Source organism: Pelagibaculum spongiae (genome assembly GCF_003097315.1).
GTDB lineage: Bacteria > Pseudomonadota > Gammaproteobacteria > Enterobacterales > Pelagibaculaceae > Pelagibaculum > Pelagibaculum spongiae.
Genome location: NZ_QDDL01000003.1, coordinates 53915 through 76043, shown reverse-complemented (window position 1 = coordinate 76043; position 22129 = coordinate 53915). Strand labels below are relative to the sequence as shown.

Here is a 22129-nt window from a genome sequence, read left to right as displayed (position 1 = left end):
ATTTATGACAGTATACTTTGTCATTCAGGCTATATGCCCCTCCTCCATACTTTGAAAAAATAATCTTGGGAAAACCTTCTAACCCAGAAAAAACCGAGCTCACATGAAGAAGAATTATATTCATTTATCACCTACCAGAACATTTAGTGAGTTTACAACAACAAATCCAGCCTCATCCATTTCTTCAATTAGCGTATCCACTCTTTGGAGCCACTCAAACGGAGTTAAGTCTTCTCCATTCGCAAGTAGCCTTTGCAAGTTTTTTGATATGCTTGGATCGAGAATTTGCTGTCTAATATACTCAAGAATATCTTCTGAAGTTGCATTAACACTAGGCAAAAAGTGCCACTGTTTCCCTGTATTCCCCTGTGAAAATGCAACGATATCATTAAATAGTTGGCCTGCTTTATTCCTTGTACCATTAGCTGGATCAGAGGCTACGAATTTCATGCTTTGCTGCAAATTTTCTTGCCAGGTTCTTTCAAGGAAAACCTTAACTTCAATATCCTTTAGCACACCCCCAACTAATGCCTGAATATCAACCCTTCTGATGTTAAGCGCCTCACCTGCAACCATAACAACGTCTAGGTTACGTTCTATGTTATGAATGACTACTTCACTATCTTTCAACAGGTTGGCTAATACCAAATATTGACCGACAGCACCTTTAGTCTTGTTAGTGCTGGTGCTATCAAAGTCAGAAAAAATAGTCGTCATTGCAGTTGCTGCACGCTCTGGACCAAGACTTTCCTGCAAACGATGGAACGGGAAATCAAGAATGCTATGTACCATCTGATCAACACTAAGCTCTTTTCTTAGTCCTACATCCCATTTCCCCAAATTTTCAAACCTTCTTACCAGAATCGGGTCGATTGAATGTAATTTAACAAATGATCGTATTCCCAGCATATGGTCTGGCAGAGCAATCTATAGGAACTTCGTGCTCTACAGTAATGACTTTTAATCAGCTTGTCTTTATCAAAATCAGACAGCTGATTGCTAGATTGGACGACCAACCACTAAATCTGGCAAGATTTGCCACGACTTGTTATTTGGAAATGTTATGGGCAATACCCTCTATTGGCACGACTATGAAACCTTCGGTGCGAAGCCGTCCCAAGACCGTCCGGTGCAGTTTGCCGGAATTCGTACCGATGAAAATCTGAACATTGTCGGCGAGCCTTTGATGATCTATTGCCAGCCGCCACAGGATCGCTTGCCGCACCCAATTGCTTGTAAAATTACCGGTATTACGCCGCAGATGGCGGCAGAAAAAGGTTTGAGTGAAATTGAGTTTATCCAGCGGATTGAAAAAGAGCTGGCGCTATCTGGCACTTGTGGGGTGGGTTATAACTCGATTCGTTTTGATGATGAGGTAACTCGCCATGCGCTATATCGAAACTTCTTTGACCCTTACGCCAGAGAATGGCAAAACGGCAATAGCCGCTGGGATATTATTGACATGGTGCGTTTGTGTTATGCACTGAAGCCAGAAACGCTGGTATGGCCTGAAGTCGATGGCAAGGTCAGTATGAAGCTAGACCAATTAGCACCAGCTAATGGAATTGGCCATGCCGATGCTCACGATGCCCTCGCCGATGTACGAGCGACCATTGAGTTAGCTAAGAAAATTAAAACGGTCCAGCCTCGACTTTATGATTATTGCTATGGTTTACGATTTAAAAGAAAAGTCGCTGAGTTAATTGATTTAAAAAATTGTCGGCCAATGCTGCATATTTCTGGCATGTTCGGTCGAGATAAGGGTTTTGCCGCGTTAACCGCGCCGATTGCTAAACATCCAGAAAACCCTAATGGCATGGTGTTGTTCGATTTAACCAGCGACCCACAATTATTATTTGATTTGCCTGCGGAAGAAATTGCCCGCCGACTTTACACGCCTGCCGCAGAATTATCAGAAAATGAACCTCGGGTGCCATTAAAAACGGTGCATTTAAACCGTAGTCCGGTATTGTTGCCAGCTAAAATGCTCGACCAAACAGCTGCAGAAAGATTAAATATCGACCGCCAGTTATGCCAACAACACTGGCAGAAATTAACCGAATTATTGGCCGGTAATCAGCAGGCACTATGGGATAAATTAAAAATAGTTTTTTCTCACAAATCGGACAAACAACTGGACCCAGAGCAACAGCTGTATAGCGGTGGTTTTTTTAATACGATGGATAAGCGTTTAATCGACCAGGTTCATCGTTTATCACCTGAAAGTTTGCGTGATACACCACCGGGTTTTCAGGATGCTCGGTTACCAGAAATGCTATTTCGTTATCGCGCCAGAAATTGGCCAGAAACTTTAACTGAAGAAGAACAATTACGCTGGCAAGCTTGGTGTCGTGGTCAGTTATTAGAAGGTGATTTCTCGATGCAAGATTTTCAGGCTGCGCTAAATGAACTGGAAGCTGGTGATCCATTGCAGCAACCACTGGCTGAATGGGCGCAGCAGTTGTCACACAATGCCGGGCTTTCGTCATAAAGCGAGCGGTGATTTGGCGCTTTGATTGATAGTTGTCAAAAATGCAGGGTAAGCTGGTTGCTATTGCTCATATTAGAAATTGAGGTAGCAGCCAGTGTCCACAGAAGACGTTCATGCACCCCTGCGCGAAGATGTTCGCCGTTTAGGTGAAATGCTCGGCGATACGATTCGCCATCAAGCCGGTGACGCGGTATTTCACAAGATCGAAGCGATTCGCAATTTGGCTAAACACGCCAGAAGCCGCGATGATGATCAGCCTTTAGGTGGCCAAGGGCTGGCAGAAATCCTCAAAAATTTGCCAGAAGATGAGTTACTCCCAGTCGCTCGTGCCTTCAGCCAATTCCTTAACTACGCCAATATTGCCGAGCAAGCTCACAGAGTTCGCCGCCGTCGTAGTTATCGACAAAAAGCCGGTACACCGCCGCAGGATGGTTCTTTAGATGAGCTGGTGCCTCGTTTATTAAAAGCCGGAATCGCGCCTGAACAGGTAGTAAAAACCCTAGTGGAAATGCGAGTAGAGTTAGTGCTTACTGCGCATCCTACTGAAGTCACGCGGCGGACTTTGATTCGAAAGTACCAAGAAATCGGCAATATTTTGTTGGAGCTGGATCGCACTGATCTGACGATTAGTGAGCGCAGTAATAAGACTGATCGGCTGCGCCGACGGATTATTGCTTGCTGGGAAACCGATGAAATTCGCCGTCAGAAGCCAACCCCTCAAGATGAAGCCAGCTGGGGCCATACCAGTATCGAGCAAGATCTCTGGAAAACCCTTCCAGATTTTATGCGGGAATTGGACCGAGTATTGCAGCGATATACCGGCCAGCGATTGCCGTTAACCGCCGCACCGATTTGCTTTGCATCTTGGATGGGTGGCGATAGAGACGGCAATCCGAATGTAACCCATCGAGTGACTGAAGAAGTGCTGGCGATGGCGCGTTGGAAATCGGCTGATCTGTTAATTACTGATATTCAGGAATTACGAATGGATCTGTCGATGAATCTTTGCTCACCAGAGTTGCGAGAAAGAGCCGGCAGCCATGGCGAACCTTATCGACAATTCTTGCGCGGTGTTCGCGATCGGCTAGAAAAAACCCGTGATTGGGCCGCATCAAAAATGATGGGTGAAGTCGGTGATGCCCAAGGCATTTATCTGGATGACCAATCGCTGCTAGATGACTTGATGCTTTGCTACAACTCGTTAGTAAGTTGTGGCATGAAGTCAGTTGCTGAGGGCTCACTTACCGATTTGATCCGCCGTGTCGCCTGTTTCGGCTTAGCGCTGATGAAATTGGATATTCGCCAAGAATCCACTCGCCACGCAATGGCACTCGATGAAATTACCCAGCACATTGGCTTGGGCAGTTATCTGGAGTGGGATGAAGATCAGAAGTTGGAGTTTTTGCTTCGAGAGCTGCAATTCAATCGCCCGCTGATTGATCGTAACTTCCCAGCATCACCGTTAACTCAAGAAGTGCTTGATACCTTAGCGCTGATTGCCGATCAACCTGCGAATGCCTTGGGCGCCTATGTGATTTCGATGGCGACTTCTGCATCAGATGTGCTGGCAGTTCGCTTACTGCAAAAAATCATGGGGGTACAGCAGCCGATGCGAGTGGTGCCTTTATTTGAAACATTGGATGACTTGCGCGGCGCACCAGCGACTATTCAGCAGCTGCTGAATATTCCTTATTACAAAGATGATATTCAGGGCGAAATGGAAGTGATGATCGGTTACTCCGATTCGGCAAAAGATGCCAGCTTCCTGACGGCTTCATGGGCGCAATATCAAACCCAAGAAGCCTTGATCAAAATCTGCAAAGATGAGTCGGTGCACCTGACTTTGTTCCATGGTCGCGGTGGTTCGGTAAGTCGTGGCGGGGCGTCAGCCCATGCGGCGTTATTGTCGCAACCTCCAGGTTCAGTAAATGGCAGTATTCGGGTAACTGAACAGGGTGAAATGATCCAGTTCAAGTTCGGAATGCCGGGCATTGCCCAGCGAAGCCTGGAGCTATATGCCGCAGCGACCTTGGAAGCAACTTTGTTGCCACCGGCGGCACCAAAGGCTGAGTGGCGCGAAATGATGGACCTGATGGCTGGTGAGTCAGTGGCCGCTTACCGCAAGGTAATTCGAGAGCAGCCAGAATTTGTACCCTATTTCCGAGCATTAACGCCTGAGCAAGAATTGCAGAGATTAAGTTTGGGTAGCCGACCGGCCAAGCGAAAAGCCGATGGAGGTGTGGAAAGCTTGCGCGCTATTCCTTGGGTATTTGCCTGGACACAAGTTCGCTTGATGCTGACCGCATGGCTAGGCGCAGACAAAGCGCTGCAAGCCGCAGTAGATCAAAAGGGTGTCGAGCCGCTACGTGACATGCTGCAAAACTGGCATTACTTTAAAAGCTTTGCGGGCATGTTGGAAATGGTATTGGCTAAAGCAGAACCAGCAATTGTTAGTTATTACGAACAGCAGTTGGTTCCTGCAGAACTTCAGCCGTTGGGTAGTCAATTACGAGCAGATTTACAGCATTGCAAGCAGGTGCTGGCAGAAATTACCGGTAAGGATATTTTGCAAGGTAATCCGGTGTTGAAGCGCTCAATTGATGTTCGAAACCCTTATGTTGATCCATTGCATTTATTGCAAGCTGAGTTAATGGCTCGCTGTAGAGCAATCTCATGTGAAAGCACAGAAGTCGAACAGGCGATGCTAGTAACGATTGCAGGCATTGCAGCAGGCATGAGAAATACCGGTTGATGGGTTTGCAAATAGAATTAAGTTAAAAAAGTTGCCGGGCCGCGCGCCCGGCTGCTGGACAGCATGATTGTTCAGGAGCATCTGCTCTAATTTGCTGCTTTCCGTTGCAGAAAAAAATGTTAAGATTCAAAGTTAGAGATGACTAGCCCAAAATAAATCCACTCGCGCTATAAAGAATTAACAGGGCAAGTGCGAGCAGGCCGATTGATGTAGTAAATACTGGCGAAGGGCTTAACATAGATAGAACACTCCTTAAACAAAGACCGAATCCTTGTGGTCAGAATGCATCCTGCAAAATAGATAAACTAAAATTTCTAGCGACTTAATACTTCTATTGATAAAACTAGCAAAGCATTCCCAATACTTCTAACGCACTACTTTCAGTTAATTAATCATAAATTTTGATCGGTGTTATAAAAACAGCTACTCAAGCTGGCTGCTTTCAAATAACAATAACGATAGAATGGCAGACTGAATTTTTTTGATGATCAAATTTGTGAAAAACTCCCGTTCTTACCTGCCTATTATGGCACTTTTATTTGCCATGTTCATTTGGGGTGGTTCGTTTATAGGTATGAAAATCGCACTGCAAACCATGACACCGATGGTGGTGGTGTTTTGTCGAATGTTGATTGCAGCGATTATCTTTCTACCGATGTGGAAACTCTTCAAACCAGCAAAAATTCGACTGGAAGACTGGAAGTGGCTCATTGCGATGGCTTTTTTTGAACCCTGTATTTATTTTATTTTCGAAGCTTGGGCATTACAGTTAACCAGTGCATCGCAAGCTGGAATGATTACCGCTATGTTGCCATTAATGGTTGGTGTAGTAGCATTTTTCATGTTAGGCGAACGGGTGAGTCGTCGCAGCTGGTTTGGTTTCTTTATTGCCTTTGTTGGTGTGATTTACTTAAGTGTGATGGCTGAGCAAGACGTATCAGCACCCAATCCATTGTTGGGTAATTTTTATGAATTGTTAGCCATGGTTTGTGCGGCTTTTTATACTGTTTTGGTTAAAAAATTATCCAACCGATATTCTGCTTTATTTATTACTGCGGTTCAGGCTTGGGTGGGTGCCATATTTTTCTTGCCGCTGGCGCTTTGGGAAGGTTTTCCATCTAGCATCACATTTGAAGCGGGCAGTGCTTTATTCTATTTGGGCGCTATCGTCACATTGGGCGCTTACGGTTGCTATAACTACGGCATTAGCCACATACCGGCTGCCAGCGCATCGGCCTACGTTAATTTGATTCCAGTATTTACATTAGTTCTTGCGGTGTCGATGTTGGGTGAAGTACTCACTGTTGGCCAAATTAGCGCCGTGGTGGTGATTGGCATCGGCGTGTTGATTAGCCAGCTACCGGGACGTAAAAAAAATAAACAGATCGATCAAAAAAATAACTTGCTGCAAAGCGAAGGGTAAGATGTTCGAGTAGATTTATGAACCTCTAAGCCTGCATCGCATTAGCAACCTTGACCGGGCTGGACATTGTACTTGGGATCGATAACATCATTTTTATTTCGATGCTGGTGAGCAGATTGCCTGAACACCAGCGCCAACATGGCCGAGTGGTTTGCCTTGGCGATGATGATTACAGCCAAACCGATTGGTGATTTTGTTGAAACGCATTCGACATTGAAAATGCTGGCGCTGAGTTTTTTGATTATGGTTGGTCTGGTATTGGTTGGTGAAGGTCTGGATTTCCATATTCCCAAGGGCTACATCTACTTTACAATGGCGTTTTCATTAGATGTTGAAATACTCAATATTCGCTGAATTTCGAAGTCACATAAAAAAAACGCCTGATTTGAAGCTTCCGAACGACCGGCGGAGAGATTCTAAGTTGAATTTCTCGTCGGTTGGCCGTATCTAAATTGGTATTGCAGTGTTTTTGCCAAGGAAGCTATGAGCAATCTATCCAATGATGATGACGTGGTCATCGAAAAAGAAGAAACCGGCCTGATCCTGCCAAACCAGGCACTTCCCACTCGCGTTTATTTAATCCCTTCTCACAATCGTCCTTACTTTCCAGCCCAGGTTCAACCCTTGGTGATCTCACGTGATCATTGGGAAGAAACGGTGGAGCGCGTTTCTGATTCCGATCACCAGGTTTTAGGCCTGTGCTTTGCCAGTAGCAATGGTGAAGACGAGCCAGTAAATCCTGAAGATTTTCGTGATATCGGCTGTGCGGTTAAGCTGCATAATGTTCATGAAGATGGCGATAAATTATTATTTATTGCACAAGGGATGCAGCGTTTTAAAATTAAGCGCTGGATCAGTAAAAAAGCACCTTATCTGGTTGAAGTAGAGTACCCCAAAGAACCGGTTGAAGATAATGACCAGCTAAAGGCCTATGCGCTTGCTTTAATTAAATTGATTAAAGAATTGCTACCGTTAAATCCGCTGTATAACGAAGAACTCAAACATTATTTAAATCGTTTCAGCCCTAATGACCCATCACCCTTGGCAGATTTTGCGGCAGCAATCACTACTGCTAAAGGTGAAGATTTACAACAGGTTTTAGAAACCCTCCCGCTGATCAAGCGAATGGAAAAAGTACTGCTACTGTTGCGTAAAGAATTAGAAGTCGCTCAATTGCAGCATAAGATCAGTGAGGAAGTGAATAACAAGATTAATGATCGTCAGCGCGAATTTTTCTTACGTGAACAATTAAAAATTATTCAGCGCGAACTGGGTATTTCCAAAGATGATCGCAGTTCGGATGTTGATGAATTCGAAGAGCGAATGGCCAAGTTAAAGCCAACCGAACAGGTGGCCAAGCGTTTTAAAGAAGAGCTGCATAAATTATCGATGTTAGAGACAGGTTCGCCAGAATATGCAGTAACTCGAAATTATCTCGATTGGATCACGAATGTTCCTTGGGGTGTGGTCAGCAAAGACAGCTTTGATCTAAAAAGTGCCCGTCAAGTATTAGATAAAGAACATACTGGCTTAGATGATGTTAAAGATCGGATTATTGAATTTTTGGCCGTTGGTGCGCTGAAAGGTGAAATATCTGGCTCAATTATGTTGTTAGTCGGCCCGCCGGGTGTTGGTAAAACCTCAATTGGTAAATCAGTTGCTGAAACCTTAGGGCGTAAGTTTTATCGCTTTAGCTTAGGTGGCATGCGTGATGAAGCTGAAATTAAAGGCCACCGCCGAACTTACATTGGCGCCATGCCAGGTAAGTTGATTCAGGCACTGAAAGAAGTCGAAACGGCTAATCCAGTAATTATGCTAGACGAGATAGACAAGGTGGGCGCGTCTTACCAAGGCGATCCTGCATCGGCGTTGCTCGAAGTGCTTGACCCTGAACAAAATGGTGAATTCCTCGATCATTATTTGGATTTGCGGGTCGATTTATCCAAGGCATTGTTTATTTGTACTGCCAACCAATTGGATACCATTCCTCGGCCTTTGTTAGACAGAATGGAAACGATTCGATTATCTGGCTATTTAGCGAGTGAAAAGCAGGCAATCGCTAAAAAACATTTATGGCCAAAATTGTTGAAAAAAACCGGTTTAAAGAAAAGCCAAATTGCTTTAACTGATACCGCATTAAAACAGTTGGTCGAAGGTTATGCCCGAGAAGCGGGTGTACGTCATCTAGAAAAATTACTGCATAAAATCCAGCGTAAAGCAGTAGTTAAAGTATTGGAAAATCCGAAGCAAAAAGTCAGCGTTTCTGGCCGTCAGCTGGAAGATTATCTGGGTAAGCCATATTTCACGCCCGACAAGCGCCTTGCCGGTATAGGTATCGTGACTGGACTGGCGTGGACTTCAATGGGCGGTGCGACATTGGCGATTGAAGCGGCTCGAGTACATCAGCGGCTAGCTGGCATAAAGCTAACCGGAAAACTGGGCGATGTGATGAAGGAATCGGCAGAAATTGCTTATAGCTTTGTCAGTTCGCGTACTGAAAACTTCAATATTGATCAAAAGTGGTTTGATAAGTCATTTGTTCATTTACATGTTCCAGAAGGCGCAACGCCAAAAGACGGTCCAAGTGCTGGCGTTACCATGACGACTGCGCTGATTTCTTTAGCGACAGGTCGTAAGCCAAAGCCCGGCATTGCGATGACGGGTGAGTTGACATTAACTGGATTAGTATTCCCGGTTGGTGGCATTAAAGAAAAAGTAATTGCAGCCAAGCGAGTGAAAATTTTTGAACTGATTTTACCTGATGCGAATCGAGGTGATTTTGAAGAATTGCCTGAATACATTAAAGAAGGTATGACAGTTCATTTTGCTGAGAAATATCAAGATGTCGCAGATGTGGTTTTTGGATAAAGATCACATAATCGATAAGTTGGTTAGTTAGATCTTGTGATGTTGCAAGCATAGCTGATTTATAACATGGTTTTTTAACTGATCAAAAGCCAGAGTATGGATAACACCTGCTCTGGTTTTTTATTGGAACAATGCTTACTTCATCATGCCGGTTAAAGCTGAATTTTTCGAGTTATACAGCTAAGCAAACAAAGGTAGATAAACCGGTTTTTATCCGATTAATATTTATTTCTTTTTTAATGTGCTTTTCAGTTATGGCGCTTATGCCTGTGGCTTTCGCCAAGGTAAATCAAGAGAGGGTCGCAGTTAAGCAACTTGAAGGAATTGAACAGCAGCTAATCTTGCATAGCGGATTAACTGTTTCTGAAGTGCGCTTAGTAGTGCAACGAGCCTGGGCTCAGTTTCGATCTCAAGCTCGTTATGCCCGAGCTGACAGGGATCTGGCAGCTCGGTCTGATCATTTTCAACAATTAATAATGCAACAAATTCGCTTTACACAAAGCCAATCTAAGCATTAAACGTTGTTAAAAATTAGCAAGGTAGTGCGCCACAAGCAGTGATAGGCGGCAGCTCAGAAATATCTGCCATTTCACCTTTGTAAGCAATCCCTAATCGTGCAGCCATCATTTCTGGATTTTTAAGGATGTCAGCCAAGGTGTGTTTTTCTAATTCACCCATAAAAGCTTCAGTCGCTGTTTTCCAGATATTGCGCAATGAACAAGGCTCGTAAATAGTGCAATCATTGCTGTCTGCGCAGCTAATGATTTCCATTCCTGGTTCCATTAACTTAACCACCTCTGCCAGCATGATTTCTTCAGGAGCACGTGCCAGACGAAGGCCGCCATGTTTGCCGCGACGGGTTTTTAGCAGCCCGTTATTAGCTAACTGATTGACGATTTTCATTAAGTGAGTACGTGATATCTGATAAGTCTCAGCCATTTCTGCAATGGTTGTTAATTCATTGCTGGTGTCTTTTAATGCGGTATATACCAGTGCGCGTATTGCGTAGCTGGTGTGTTTAGTGAGATGCATCGTTTATTCCTCTGCCAGAATCACGGGCGAGACAAATGTGCCTCGAACCTGCCCCGTCAACGATATCCTTCCGTTGTTATCTGGCTGCTAGCCCAAAGTTTATGCAGATCGCTTGAATTCTATTTGTTTCATCGCGAATTGCTGAGAGAGGAAAATCACCATGGCTAAGCGCACTTTCAAGGCCAATAGCATTTGCTGTTAGCGCTAAAAAGTCCGATTCTTCGAGTAAATCGATGGCATCTTGGTACAACTGAAGATTGTCTTCTTTGATGAATTTATCATCAGAGACGGCAATTATGCCGGTTTCACTGTGTAATCTTATTCCGAGAGGAGCCCAGTGCTTATCTCGACTGTCTGGCTTACCCAATGACTCATGCCACGCCAAAAGAAAAGCGGGGCGCATTCCCCAGCTGGATCCTAGATCCCGCCGTTCTACATCTGCATGCCACTGCCCAGGTAACGCTTCAAAACATATTGAAGATTGCTGGTCGGTGTTGTCCAATCCCAGATCCACTATCTGGAGTACATCGGAACGCAATATAAAGTTCACTTCCATGGCTTGAGTCAAATTTGTTTGAACCTGAGGTGAATGATAGTCGGTTCTATTGAGCTTGATTCGTATCTGATAATCTTTTATCAATATTCATGAACCTGAGATCTGTGCCATGAAGCTACATCAAATATTCATCTATCCAGTAAAGTCCTGTCGAGGGATTGCTTTGACCAAAGCCAATGTCGGCCGATTTGGACTTGAGTGGGATCGCCGTTGGATGATAGTCGATGCTAACGGGAGTTTTTTGACCCAGCGCAAACATTCCAAAATGGCCATGATTCAACCACATTTGAGTGACTCAGGTGTTTTGTTGAATGCCCCAAATATGCCCGAATTGGAAATTGTTAGTGATGGTTTGGGTGAGGATATTCAAGTTGAAGTTTGGGGTGATCAAGTTTTAGCAGAAAATTGTGGGCAGCAAGCTGCGCAGTGGTGGAGCGAGTACTTAGGAGAGCCTGCAACCATGGTCTTTATGCCAGATCATGGTTTACGTCAGGTCAGCCTGAAGTACGCAGAGCAGGGCAATCACGTTGGATTTGCAGATGGTTTTTCGTTACTGGTAATTTCAAAATCTTCGTTGGATGATCTTAATCAGCATTTATCAGAAGACGTCGATATGCGCAGATTCCGGCCAAATATTGTGGTTGATGATTGTGAAGCATTTGCTGAAGATACGATTAAAAAACTGCAAATAAATGATATTGAGTTTTCAGTAGTTAAACCTTGCAGTCGATGCGTTATGTTGCGGGTTAACCCTGATACCGGAATGCAAGATAAAATCGACCCGCTAACTGCATTGGCTAAATATCGTCGCGATTTATTTGGCCATAAAGGTATTTTCTTTGGGCAGAACTTGGTGCATCACAAAGAAGGTGAGATTGCAGTGGGAAATGAAATTAAGCTGTTAGGTTTGAATTGATCTGGTGTTGAGTTTTCCGAGAGGAATACTCTCGGAAAATTAATCGTAATCGTTAGTAGCCCATTTGAATAATCTGTGCACGTATTCCTTCAGGGTTAATGATACCGTGCCCCCAAATTTCATCAACGCCGGGCTCACCCATATCTATTGCAGTTTCAAAAATAATTTCTGCTACTTCTTCGGCTGTAATGCTTGGTATTTTTTGCAAAATTTCTATTGCCATTGCTGAAACAAAAGGTGCGCCAAAGCTGGTGCCCTGAAAATTAGTATCTAAAAGGTGGAAATTATAAGGTGCGCCTATCCATCGGTGTTTCAAAACTGCTCCAGGCTTTTGGCCAAAGGAAAAATCTGGCCCGACAACGATCCAATTACTGTCCTCTCCATTGTCTATTGCAGCTACCATGGCCATATCACAAGCACGATAAAGAGGTGTGCCAGGAAGGTATAAACCGGAAGCTCTGCCGATCTCTGCTGCTTCTGGAGTGCAGGTATTTTGAGTATTTCCTGCGGAGGTTATTACCAATGGAGAAATTGCTAGTGCTGCAATTCCATCTATATCTCTACGCACATTATTGTCGATAATAGAAGGTGAAAAACTACGATTAATCACTGAGGTTTTGCTAGGTTGATTGTAAAGCACGTCGGGAAACAAAGAGGTGCTGCGATGGAAAGTTACATTGTTTTGAGGTGTAAGTTCGAAAGAATGTTGGCCACTTGCAATTTGAAGTACTAGTTCACCGTGAGATAACTGGTTGGGATAGCCTTCTCTTGGAATAAACGTATCAGTAATAAAAACTTCCAATGGTATATTTTGTTGCATGCTAGGGATGACTTGGTCATCAAGCTCATTTTGATTGCTCCCACCACAACCTGTAACTGTTGCCAATGTGACTGATGCTAATACAACCAAACCCTTAAACATGCCAGATACCTTCTTGTTTCAAGTTATCAAAGTTATAGGCAGTGATTTGTTTGGCCGGTGGAACTAGTTGGCAGAAAAATTAATAAATGGATTGTTTTTTTAAATAGGATAATTAGTCGACAAGAGAAATGTGACGCAAATAGCTTTTAATTTGATGTGATTCAGTAAATTGAAAAAAATTGATTTTCGTCGAGTAGCTACGGCTATTAAAAAAGGCCGCTAAAAAGCGGCCTTAAAGTATTGCAAGTTCTGATTTTTTATTCTTGTTCTATCTTGTTGTTATTTTTTCAGAATTGCATTTTACGCATTAATTCTTTTCTAGAATCGCAGTCACACCTTGTCCACCAGCGGCGCAGATTGAGATCAGGCCTTTACCTGAGCCTTTCTGTTCCAGCATTTTCGCCAAGGTAGCGATAATACGACCACCAGTTGCTGCAAATGGGTGGCCAGTAGCCAGTGAACTACCGTTAACGTTCAATTTACTACGATCAATGCTGCCTAACGGTGCTTTCAGGCCAAGCTTATTCTTACAGAAGTCTTCGTCTTCCCAATATTTCATGGTAGCCAGAACTTGACCGGCGAATGCTTCGTGGATTTCGTAGAAATCGAAATCTTGTAATTTCATGTTGGCGCGCTTGAGCATTTTCGGCACAGCATAAGCTGGAGCCATTAACAGGCCTTCGCGGTGCGGGTCACTCTTACCGATGAAATCAACTGCTGCTGTTTCATAGAAAGTCAGGAAAGCCTGAACTGGTAAGTTGTGTTCTTTAGCCCATTCTTCGCTGGCTAATAAAACAACCGAAGCGCCGTCGGTTAATGCCGAGCTGTTACCTGCAGTCAAGCGACCAGCTTTCTTATCAAAAGCCGGTCGTAAAGTAGATAGCTTTTCATAAGTGGTATCAGGGCGCATACAGTTGTCACGCTCTAGACCATTGAATGGAGTGACTAGATCTTTGAAGAAACCATCTTCATATGCACGGTGTAGATTTTTGTGACTGACTGCAGCCAGTTCATCCATATCTTCGCGCTTAATGTCCCACTCTTTAACGGTAAGTTCGGTGTGACCACCCATAGACAGCTTGGTGCGAGGCTCGCCGTTAGAAGGCACTGCAGGTGCTAAATGCTTAGGACGCAATTTTCCGATCAGAGAAATTTTCTGACCTGAAGTTTTAGCGCGGTTTAAATCCAGTAAGATTTTACGCAAGCCTTCGTTAACACCGATCGGTGCATCGGAAGTGGTATCAACACCACCGGCGATACCTGCATCGATTTGTCCCAGGGCGATTTTATTAGCAACCAGCATGGCGGCTTGTAGACCAGTGCCACATGCCTGTTGAATATCCATACAAGGGGTATTCGGATCCAGTGCGGTCGATAACACAGATTCACGGGTCAGGTTAAAGTCACGTGAGTGCTTGATAACCGCACCAGCAACAACTTCACCTAATTGTTCGCCTTGCAGCTTGCAGCGGTTAACCAAACCATTTAATGCCGCAGTTAGCATTTGTTGGTTGCTTGCCTTTGAATAAGCACTGTTTGAACGGGCGAACGGAATGCGGTTTCCGCCGATGATCGCAACTCTTCTTACCTTTGTATTCATATGGATTCCTGGCTCTTGTTCTATATCTTCCAGTATTCTTTTCGATTACTGGCAGTATCCGATTAAACCGAGTCTAGGGAATAATGATGTATCGGCATTGGCTGAATTGACAAAGATCAAATGATAGTTGGTCAATCCAATCTCCAAGGCAACCTGATGTAATCCGTCGACTGACGGCTTATGCATATTTAAGCAACTTATAAGACTCTCCCGTACTCTGCACCTTTAGGTAGTTTGGGTATAAATCAAACAAGATTAAGAACAGGATTTCCCAGCCATGAGTGATTTCATCCAGAAGATGTCCAATTCCAACCTGGGGCGCAGCGTGCTGGCCAATCTGGGTTTACCAACTCCGATTGAACTAAGACGCTTTAACCCAGCTCAGAAAACCTTTTTTAAAGGTGATTTGCTGTTGGGTACTGCCAAGGGCTCTGAATTGCTGGATCAGGTTTGTGCCAATCTGAAGGATTCAGAAGCACGGGTTTATTTTGCAGCGAACACACTGTTATCCGGTGTGGTCTCCGATGCAATTACTGGCGCAAATATCGAAGCGCGTCAGATACATGCCGAAAAAGGCCATGTAAAAGAGAAGTTCCGTGCTTTAGTTTTTGATGCAACAGGCGTTAAAACAACTGAAGGCTTGAAAGAGTTATATGACTTTTTCCATCCAGTACTGCGTAATTTAGCTCCATCTGCACGTGTGATCATTATTGGCCGTCCACCTCAGCAAGCTGCAACACCAGAAGCAGCAGCTGCGCAACGTGGTATTGAAGGTCTTAGTCGTTCAATTGCTAAAGAAATTGGCAAGAAAGGCGCGACCTGCCAGGTCGTTTATGTAGAAAACGGCGCTGATCAAGAACTGAATTCTTCTTTGCAATTTCTGCTATCAGCTAAGTCTGCTTATGTTTCTGGACAGGTAATCACTGTTAAGAAATCTGACCAAGTAGCAATGCCTACCAACTGGGCGCGACCTTTAGAAGGAAAGGTTGTTCTGGTTACCGGTGGTTCACGTGGTATTGGTGAGTCGATTGCACGTGTTATGGCGCGTGATGGTGCTAAGGTCGTTGTTCTCGATATTCCACCAGCAGCGCAGCAGTTAGAAAAAGTTGCCGGTGAAATTGGTGGTTTGCCGCTGGTAGCTGATATCTCGGCTAAAGATGCGCCGCGTAAAATTGCTGATTTCCTGAAGAATGAATGCGGTGGTGTTGATGTTGTGGTTCACAATGCCGGTATTACTCGCGATAAGACTTTGGCCAATATGCCTGCTCAATGGTGGGCAATGACCATCGATATCAACCTGTCTTCAGAAGAGCGTATCAACGAAGTATTGCTCGGTGAGCAGGTGATGAATGACAATGGTCGTATTGTTTGTGTTTCATCTATGAACGGTATTGCAGGTCAGGTAGGTCAGACTAACTACTCCACGTCTAAAGCGGGTGTGATTGGTTATGTTCAATACATGGCCCCTCGTTTAGAACGCGGTATTACCATCAATGCTGTTGCACCAGGTTTTATCGAAACCGCAATGACCGATGCGATTCCATTTATGACGCGTGAATTTGGCCGTCGCCTTAACTCCTTGTCACAAGGTGGCAAGCCAGTAGACGTAGCTGAGACGATTGCTTTTTTCTCGTCTCCAGCATCTTCTGGGGTAACTGGTAATATTGTTCGAGTTTGTGGCCAGTGTATTGTTGGTGCATAGGTAGGATTTAGCGAACTCGTACCGAGTTAGTGAAATCAAAAGGGCTGCTTTGGCAGCCTTTTTGTTAGCCAACAGAATGATTTTAAAAGGAAAGAGCGCCCTTTAGCATGGCTTCAACCAACTCCTGATAAAGATGCCTCCACGCCTGCTCTGTTTCATCAGTCCAGCTATCACCACTGAATTGCTTGAGCGTTTCAATAAGTGCTTCACCGAACAATGGATAGTGGGCTTTTTCAGCAAAATAAATGAAATAATGTTTTTGCCCCAATGCTCTAAGTGATGGTTTCATAGACTCTAGTTGGTCAATAGCATCGACTAGAGTTGTCATTGTCTGATTGAGTTTATCTATTTGTCCCTGCATTTTTGCCGGAAACAAAGATTGTAAAGTTGGGTCTAGCTCAAAGAGCTTTTTATAGTAAGCCTCAGCAAAACCCTGGTTAACTCCGTCAAGGCCTTGCCAATTATGCTGAATAAGTTGGTTACGCTGAATGGACATTTACTGGTGAGCCAGCTGCGATGAAATAAGTTCTGGCTATATAGATGATTAAATGCCAGTTGGTTCAGTTAAAAAGTGATAAAACTGAGTGAAAGGTTATAGATTTACCATCATGGGTAAATCATCATAAAGATCGGAAAGTATGTCATAAATCTTTGTTTATTCTCATCAGCATACTGTTAGTAACTAGCTGATAAATTATTTGCCATGCGTTTTCAATCTCATCACTCCAGTGGCTATTTGCCGCTTGTGCGATGGTTTCAATCAGAACCTGACCAAACAAAGTGTAATATTCAGGCTTTGCTTGATAAACCAAGTGATGTCGTTCGCCAAGTTCTTGTATCTGTTCCAGCATATTATCTAGTTCATCCAAGCCCAAGATAAGCATGGAAATACTTTCCATTAGCTTGCGTTGTTGGGCTTCTAGATCTTTTGGAAATAAAGGCGCGAGTTCGGGGTGTCTGAGAAAAAGCTTATTATAAAACTGTCTGCCGAGTTTTTCGGGGTCTTTCGAAGCATGATGCCAGCTATAGGCAATTAAAGATTTTTGTTGATTGTTCATCGTTACTTCTTGTGTTGCTCATAACAAGTTGTAAGACATAGTTTAGTAGGCAGGTGGCTGAAATATTTTATTTGGTTGAAATTAACAAGTTTGTTATTTGTATCGAAAAGTGAGATGTGTTCTAAAACAATTGTTTATTTGGGGTTTTGCAAAAAAATCCTTCGAAATAACAATAAATTGATGATTTTATTGATTGCAAAGCAATCAAGTTTTAGATGGGGTCTAGGAGTGAGATTGTTGCTTTATTAAGGGAGGATGAAAATCGTAGCGAGCGCCTAAAGCAAAGGCTGAAGGCTACTAGCTCGCTATAGCGTTATCCAGCTTACTGCGGCGATATTCAATCGGTGTAACGCCCGTCCAGCGCTTGAATGCCCGGTAGAATGTACTTGGCTCTGAAAATCCGGTCAGATAAACGATTTCATCGATTGAGTCATCAGTACCAGCAAGCAGCCGTTTAGCTAAAGAGCAACGGTAGTCCGCTAATAGCTGATTAAAACTGGCACTAGCATCGGTTAGTTGGCTGCGTAAACTGCGAGGTTTTAAATCCAATCGGCCGGCAACGGTATCCAGACTGACATTACCATTCTCCAGTTGCTCACCAATAGCGCGATTTACCTTGCTGATAATGCCTTGCTTTTCTAGCTTGGAAAGATGTTCGTTAGCCAGCTGCTCGTGAACTCGCAAGATTTCTGGCTCAGCCATTGAAGACGGTAAGGTCATTAGCTGACAGTCAAAGCTGATGCTGTTTTGTTGGGCAGAAAATTCAGGCTGACAACCCAGTAGCCGCTGATATTCATCGGTACAGGATGGGGCTGGGTGAGTAAATGAAATAGACAAGGGTCGGAAACGACCATTGGTGATTCGCTTAAAAAACAGTGCTAGAGCGAGAGTTACGCATTCTGAAAAATGACGCAAATTATAAAGTTGTTCACTGTTTTCTGAGATAACTAACTGGCATTGATTCTTAAAGGGGCTTGATTGCTCTAGTCGTGCAGCAAAAGCATCAGAAAGTAATCGTTGATATTCCAGTGCTCTGTTCAGCCCTTCTCCAAAAGTGGGGCTAGATAGAAACAGGTATTGCAGAACATGACCTTTGTAGGCAGGCATATGCTCCGCCAAGTGCAAGCCAATAAAGGCATCTTGGCTGATTTCTTCTAAGGCTTGCCAGAATTTGCGCTGGGCACCATGAGGTGTGCGTAAATCTTTTTGTTTCAATAAGGCAGGATCAAGTCGACAAGCTTGATAGAGCTGCTCGGTATCTATGTCTAAAGCTGTACTGGCAGATAATGCCAGGCGAAGTAATACACCTGAATCGGTAAGTTCCGACATATGCTACTGACCCAACTGCGCCTGAAAACCCAACTGCACCTGATGACACAACTGCAAGAGAAGAGTCAGGATTGTGCCATATCTGCCGCCGTTGCGACAAACTCTTTTGTTAAGGTCATTGGCTGAGTTGACGGAGCATGTTGATTACACGGCCAATTGCCGCCAAAACCTCAGCCCATACACTTTGATGGTTATCATCAATACTTAATCGATAGCTATCCAAGCTGCATCTACACCTGATTCGAAAGCGTAACCCTATTTTTTGAATCGCCAGTTCAGTCATTTGGCGGTTGTTTACTATCTATCTGGTGACTAGATGTGATCAGATAGTAGATGGGGCGAACAGAGCAGGTTATTAATAATAATGAGGAAACCCATGAATCAAACCAGTTTTCAGGAGTTGGATCAGATCTCCGGCAAGTTACGCATGTATGGCCGAGTGATTACAGCGGGCAAGCGAGGGCTGAGTGAAGACGACTATCTGCCGCGCCTCGGTGTTTCGATTCATAAACAACAAGCAGATATTGCCAAGGCGGGCGATTATGCAAAAGTTTGTGGCTTTGAAGTCGATAGTAGTGCACTTCCGATGAGTTTCCCGCATGTGATGTCTTTTGGTTTGCAAATGGAATTAATGTTGCTGCCAGAATTTCCATTGCCTTTATTGGGTATTGTTCATTTGGGTAACCGAATTCGTAACTATCGAAAAATCCTGCCGCAAGAAAGCCTCGATATTACCGTTGAATTGGTCGGTGATCGGTTGGTTGAAAAAGGCCGGGAAATGGACCTAGAAGCCAAGGTTTATGCATCAGGCCAGCTAGTTTGGGAAGGTTTAAGTACTTACCTTAGCCGCTGCAAAGTTAAGCATGTAAAAGCCAAGGCGAAAAAATTGCCGGTATTTGCCGAGTTTGAAAACAAGCTTGAGTGGAAGTTAGCAGATGATTTGGGGCGTCAGTATGCTGCCGCATCGGGTGATTCCAACCCAATTCACTTATACCCATGGACTGCTAAGCTTTTAGGTTTTAAGCGTCATATTGCACATGGCATGTGGTCAAAAGCTCGAATTATTGCTGAATTACTGCCGAAATTAGAAGGTGATGCAGCAGAAGTTACGGTTGAATTTAAATTACCCATCTTCTTGCCTGGCAAGGTAGTTCTGCACAGTAATCAAGTTACTGCAAAAGGCTGTAATTTCGAGCTGCGCAATGATAAGAATGACAAAATTCATGTAGTGGGAAGTATTAAACCGCTGGTTTCTGTCGCGCATTAGACATTGACTATTTGATGCAATAGGAGCGGCAATCTGAGAAGTTTTGGTTTGCCGTTTTGTTGTCTGTAGGAAATTTGACTGGCTGTGAAGTTGGCTATACCCAAACTAATTCAAGCTGCATATCTTGAGCTGATTTGGGTATATATTTTTGAGCAGTATTTGAGATTGTATGAGTGCCAGTTTTGAAACAGAGAAATGATGTATGATTAATTCATGGCCAAACTACTTCAATTTACGAGTTTCAGGACTTATGAGTGAATTTTGAGGTGCTTTAGGCACAAGCTTCTACCGGTTTTGATCTCTAAATAGACGAGGTTTCAAAGAAAACTATGACGAAAGAAACTGCACCAGAGAACGTTGCACCTGAGACAACCGCTCCAGAGAAAGCCCCTGCAAAGAAGGCTACAGTAAAGAAGGCTGCAGTAAAGAAATCGGCTCCAAAGAAAGCGCCTGCCAAAAAAGCAGTAGTTAAGAAAGATAGAAAAAGACCAGAGTCAGTTCAACTGATGTCGGATTACTTTAGTGAAAATAGAAGTATCATGCCTCAAAACATTGGCGGTCATAGAGAAGAGATTATTGCGCTTATCATGCAAGGTCTTTCTCCAGAAGAAGCATTTTCTCAGTTTGTAAAAACCTAATAGTTGACAATCAAATGCAGTTTTAGCTCTAGCATTTGTTGCTTACACCTGTTTTGTAATTTCCGGCATTGAGGCTGCAGAGATCCCTTTCTGTGAGCTTAGTGTCGGCATTAAGATTAAATTTGGTCTCTTAATGCCTGTATACCCAAGCCACCACAAGATGTGCTGATTTCTGCACCTTGGAAGTGGCTTGGGCGTAATTCTTCCCACTCTCTTCTTTAACGCAAATCTGTGTGACTACTTTTGTCACAGCTAACTAGGAAAAATCATGGCAGGTCAATTTGTTTGACTAGACATGCTAACCCTCGGGGCAGTCATAGGTATAATGGCTGTCTATTGATTGAGCGGAGCCAGAGATGCGGATTGTTGCTGACGAGAATATTCCCTATGTAGAGCACTTTTTCGAAGCGATATGCTACGAAAAAGGGAGTAATGAATATGGCAGTCAGCCTAGCTTACTCGCGCAATCTGAGGCTAAACCGACAACTTTATTGCTACGAAGTGCTGGTCGCAATATGTCGCCTGACTTAGTTACCGATGCCGATTTGCTGTTGGTGCGTTCAATTACCCAAGTCAATCAGGCGTTAGTAGCAGGCTCGTCACTAAAGTTTGTTGGCAGCGCTACTATTGGTACCGATCATATTGACCAACCTTACCTAGCTGAAAACAACATTACTTTTAGCAACGCTCCCGGCTGCAACGCCGATTCAGTGGCTGAATATGTCACCGCGGCTTTGATCCAACTAAAGCAAAACACCGGTTGGGATTGGGTGGGTAAAACCGCATCGGTGATTGGTGTGGGCAATGTAGGCTCTCGAGTAGTGCAGCGACTGGAAGCTTTGGGCTTACGGGTATTGAAAAATGATCCGCCCCGCCAGCAAAAAGAACAGCGGCAAGGTACTTGTGATGACTTCGTTTCGCTAGAACAAGCGCTGAATGCTGATCTGATTTGTCTACATACGCCGCTAACTACAACCGGTGAACATGCGACAGAGGATTTAATTTCACGAGCGCAATTGGCACAAATTGCTGATGGAGCGGTATTGCTTAATGCAGGTCGCGGCCCAGTGATTAATGGCCCAGCGCTAATGCGGCATAAAGATCGACTGAAGTTGATTCTCGACGTTTGGCCAACCGAACCTGAAGTTAATCCAGAGCTATTGGCTAGCTGTTTTATTGCAACGCCACATATCGCAGGTTATAGCCTTGATGGCAAGGTACGTGGAACGGCGATGCTGGCCGATGCTGTTTTTCAGCAATTTGATTTAGGTAATGCGCCGCAATGGCCGCAATTACCTGGTGGTGGTGTGTTAACACCAAAGCCTGAGCAAAGCCCGCAGGATTTTTTGCAACAAGCGATTTTAACCAGTTATCAGCCGTTACATGATGACCAGATAATGCGCGAGGCGCTACAACAACAACCGGGCGCAGAAACTTTTGATTGGCTTCGTAAAAATTACCCAGTCAGAAGAGAATTTCGAGCTTTTTATCTGAACTTGCCGTTAGGGCCTCAATGGCAAGCATTGGCTAAAGTCGCCGCTAAGCTGGGGTTTCAGATTGACTATGAAGGTTGAG

20 protein-coding genes are annotated in these 22129 nt (G+C 44.1%); 12 read left to right on the top strand and 8 right to left on the bottom strand.

The window, feature by feature from the left end; translation table 11 throughout:
- Nucleotides 1-120: 120 nt before the first annotated feature.
- Nucleotides 121-840, bottom strand: a complete 720-nt coding sequence (locus tag DC094_RS09205) for a hypothetical protein (RefSeq protein WP_133245507.1) — start codon at nt 838-840, stop codon at nt 121-123.
- A 223-nt stretch (nt 841-1063) separates the two neighbouring features.
- On the opposite strand from DC094_RS09205, the gene sbcB reads away from it, so the two are divergent.
- The 7 genes from sbcB (at nt 1064) to DC094_RS09175 (ending at nt 10052) form a co-directional block, all read left to right on the top strand.
- Nucleotides 1064-2491, top strand: coding sequence for an exodeoxyribonuclease I (gene sbcB, locus DC094_RS09200; RefSeq protein WP_116686837.1), 1428 nt, complete (start codon nt 1064-1066; stop codon nt 2489-2491).
- A gap of 94 nt (nt 2492-2585) precedes the next feature.
- A complete protein-coding gene (gene ppc / locus DC094_RS09195) occupies nt 2586-5243 on the top strand; it encodes a phosphoenolpyruvate carboxylase (protein ID WP_255420882.1) in 2658 nt (885 codons plus the stop codon).
- 496 nt (nt 5244-5739) lie between these two features.
- A complete protein-coding gene (locus tag DC094_RS09190) occupies nt 5740-6666 on the top strand; it encodes a DMT family transporter (RefSeq protein ID WP_241504012.1) in 927 nt (308 codons plus the stop codon).
- A gap of 50 nt (nt 6667-6716) precedes the next feature.
- On the top strand, nt 6717-6857 hold the full coding sequence (locus tag DC094_RS22855; protein WP_369406198.1) for a TerC family protein: 141 nt from the start codon (nt 6717-6719) through the stop codon (nt 6855-6857).
- The gene (locus tag DC094_RS22595) at nt 6805-7020 is read left to right on the top strand and encodes a TerC family protein (protein ID WP_241504011.1); all 216 of its coding nucleotides are present in this window, start codon (nt 6805-6807) and stop codon (nt 7018-7020) included. Before DC094_RS22855 ends, DC094_RS22595 begins: the two co-directional genes overlap by 53 nt.
- Before the next feature lie 129 nt (nt 7021-7149).
- Nucleotides 7150-9534, top strand: a complete 2385-nt coding sequence (gene lon / locus DC094_RS09180) for an endopeptidase La (RefSeq protein WP_116686835.1) — start codon at nt 7150-7152, stop codon at nt 9532-9534.
- 254 nt (nt 9535-9788) lie between these two features.
- Nucleotides 9789-10052 carry a hypothetical protein gene (locus DC094_RS09175; RefSeq protein WP_133245506.1) on the top strand — a complete coding sequence of 88 codons (264 nt, stop codon included), beginning with the start codon at nt 9789-9791 and terminating at the stop codon, nt 10050-10052.
- A 13-nt stretch (nt 10053-10065) separates the two neighbouring features.
- Here DC094_RS09175 and DC094_RS09170 read toward each other — a convergent pair whose 3' ends face one another.
- Together DC094_RS09170 and DC094_RS09165 are read right to left on the bottom strand one after the other, a co-directional pair.
- Nucleotides 10066-10566: an RrF2 family transcriptional regulator gene (locus DC094_RS09170; protein ID WP_116686833.1), complete on the bottom strand. Its 501-nt coding sequence runs from the start codon at nt 10564-10566 to the stop codon at nt 10066-10068.
- A 76-nt stretch (nt 10567-10642) separates the two neighbouring features.
- Nucleotides 10643-11134: a hypothetical protein gene (locus DC094_RS09165; RefSeq protein ID WP_133245505.1), complete on the bottom strand. Its 492-nt coding sequence runs from the start codon at nt 11132-11134 to the stop codon at nt 10643-10645.
- A gap of 97 nt (nt 11135-11231) precedes the next feature.
- On the opposite strand from DC094_RS09165, the gene DC094_RS09160 reads away from it, so the two are divergent.
- A complete protein-coding gene (locus DC094_RS09160; protein WP_116686831.1) occupies nt 11232-12038 on the top strand; it encodes an MOSC domain-containing protein in 807 nt (268 codons plus the stop codon).
- A 52-nt stretch (nt 12039-12090) separates the two neighbouring features.
- Here the strand turns inward: DC094_RS09160 and DC094_RS09155 are convergent, their stop codons facing one another.
- Both DC094_RS09155 and DC094_RS09150 read right to left on the bottom strand, forming a co-directional pair.
- Nucleotides 12091-12960, bottom strand: coding sequence for a S8 family serine peptidase (locus DC094_RS09155; protein ID WP_116686830.1), 870 nt, complete (start codon nt 12958-12960; stop codon nt 12091-12093).
- Nucleotides 12961-13267: 307 nt separating this feature from the next.
- Nucleotides 13268-14560: an acetyl-CoA C-acetyltransferase gene (locus DC094_RS09150; RefSeq protein WP_116686829.1), complete on the bottom strand. Its 1293-nt coding sequence runs from the start codon at nt 14558-14560 to the stop codon at nt 13268-13270.
- Nucleotides 14561-14837: 277 nt separating this feature from the next.
- On the opposite strand from DC094_RS09150, the gene DC094_RS09145 reads away from it, so the two are divergent.
- Nucleotides 14838-16262 carry a 3-oxoacyl-ACP reductase gene (locus DC094_RS09145; protein WP_116686828.1) on the top strand — a complete coding sequence of 475 codons (1425 nt, stop codon included), beginning with the start codon at nt 14838-14840 and terminating at the stop codon, nt 16260-16262.
- Nucleotides 16263-16344: 82 nt separating this feature from the next.
- Here DC094_RS09145 and DC094_RS09140 read toward each other — a convergent pair whose 3' ends face one another.
- The 3 genes from DC094_RS09140 to DC094_RS09130 all read right to left on the bottom strand — a co-directional run bounded on the left by DC094_RS09140 (nt 16345) and on the right by DC094_RS09130 (nt 18649).
- Nucleotides 16345-16758 carry a globin domain-containing protein gene (locus DC094_RS09140; RefSeq protein WP_116686827.1) on the bottom strand — a complete coding sequence of 138 codons (414 nt, stop codon included), beginning with the start codon at nt 16756-16758 and terminating at the stop codon, nt 16345-16347.
- Nucleotides 16759-16903: 145 nt separating this feature from the next.
- A complete protein-coding gene (locus DC094_RS09135) occupies nt 16904-17320 on the bottom strand; it encodes a globin domain-containing protein (RefSeq protein WP_116686826.1) in 417 nt (138 codons plus the stop codon).
- Nucleotides 17321-17617: 297 nt separating this feature from the next.
- Entirely contained in the window at nt 17618-18649 is a 1032-nt protein-coding gene (locus DC094_RS09130) for an AraC family transcriptional regulator (protein ID WP_116686825.1), read from the bottom strand.
- A gap of 376 nt (nt 18650-19025) precedes the next feature.
- Between DC094_RS09130 and DC094_RS09125 the strand changes: the two genes are divergently transcribed.
- From DC094_RS09125 to DC094_RS09115, 3 genes are all read left to right on the top strand, one after another.
- A complete protein-coding gene (locus DC094_RS09125) occupies nt 19026-19916 on the top strand; it encodes a MaoC family dehydratase (protein ID WP_158527274.1) in 891 nt (296 codons plus the stop codon).
- A gap of 329 nt (nt 19917-20245) precedes the next feature.
- A complete protein-coding gene (locus DC094_RS09120) occupies nt 20246-20554 on the top strand; it encodes a hypothetical protein (RefSeq protein ID WP_116686823.1) in 309 nt (102 codons plus the stop codon).
- 356 nt (nt 20555-20910) lie between these two features.
- On the top strand, nt 20911-22128 hold the full coding sequence (locus DC094_RS09115) for a 4-phosphoerythronate dehydrogenase (protein WP_116686822.1): 1218 nt from the start codon (nt 20911-20913) through the stop codon (nt 22126-22128).
- The last annotated feature ends 1 nt before the right edge of the window (nt 22129 follow it).

What these genes read in the sequence shown, in the direction of transcription:
- sbcB (WP_116686837.1), top strand. Translation starts at nt 1,064, where the DNA reads ATGGGCAATACCCTCTATTGGCACGACTATGAAACCTTCGGTGCGAAG.
- DC094_RS22595 (WP_241504011.1), top strand. Translation starts at nt 6,805, where the DNA reads ATGGCCGAGTGGTTTGCCTTGGCGATGATGATTACAGCCAAACCGATT.
- lon (WP_116686835.1), top strand. Translation starts at nt 7,150, where the DNA reads ATGAGCAATCTATCCAATGATGATGACGTGGTCATCGAAAAAGAAGAA.
- DC094_RS09175 (WP_133245506.1), top strand. Translation starts at nt 9,789, where the DNA reads ATGGCGCTTATGCCTGTGGCTTTCGCCAAGGTAAATCAAGAGAGGGTC.
- DC094_RS09170 (WP_116686833.1), bottom strand. Translation starts at nt 10,566, where the DNA reads ATGCATCTCACTAAACACACCAGCTACGCAATACGCGCACTGGTATAT.
- DC094_RS09160 (WP_116686831.1), top strand. Translation starts at nt 11,232, where the DNA reads ATGAAGCTACATCAAATATTCATCTATCCAGTAAAGTCCTGTCGAGGG.
- DC094_RS09155 (WP_116686830.1), bottom strand. Translation starts at nt 12,960, where the DNA reads ATGTTTAAGGGTTTGGTTGTATTAGCATCAGTCACATTGGCAACAGTT.
- DC094_RS09150 (WP_116686829.1), bottom strand. Translation starts at nt 14,560, where the DNA reads ATGAATACAAAGGTAAGAAGAGTTGCGATCATCGGCGGAAACCGCATT.
- DC094_RS09145 (WP_116686828.1), top strand. Translation starts at nt 14,838, where the DNA reads ATGAGTGATTTCATCCAGAAGATGTCCAATTCCAACCTGGGGCGCAGC.
- DC094_RS09140 (WP_116686827.1), bottom strand. Translation starts at nt 16,758, where the DNA reads ATGTCCATTCAGCGTAACCAACTTATTCAGCATAATTGGCAAGGCCTT.
- DC094_RS09135 (WP_116686826.1), bottom strand. Translation starts at nt 17,320, where the DNA reads ATGAACAATCAACAAAAATCTTTAATTGCCTATAGCTGGCATCATGCT.
- DC094_RS09130 (WP_116686825.1), bottom strand. Translation starts at nt 18,649, where the DNA reads ATGTCGGAACTTACCGATTCAGGTGTATTACTTCGCCTGGCATTATCT.
- DC094_RS09125 (WP_158527274.1), top strand. Translation starts at nt 19,026, where the DNA reads ATGAATCAAACCAGTTTTCAGGAGTTGGATCAGATCTCCGGCAAGTTA.
- DC094_RS09120 (WP_116686823.1), top strand. Translation starts at nt 20,246, where the DNA reads ATGACGAAAGAAACTGCACCAGAGAACGTTGCACCTGAGACAACCGCT.
- DC094_RS09115 (WP_116686822.1), top strand. Translation starts at nt 20,911, where the DNA reads ATGCGGATTGTTGCTGACGAGAATATTCCCTATGTAGAGCACTTTTTC.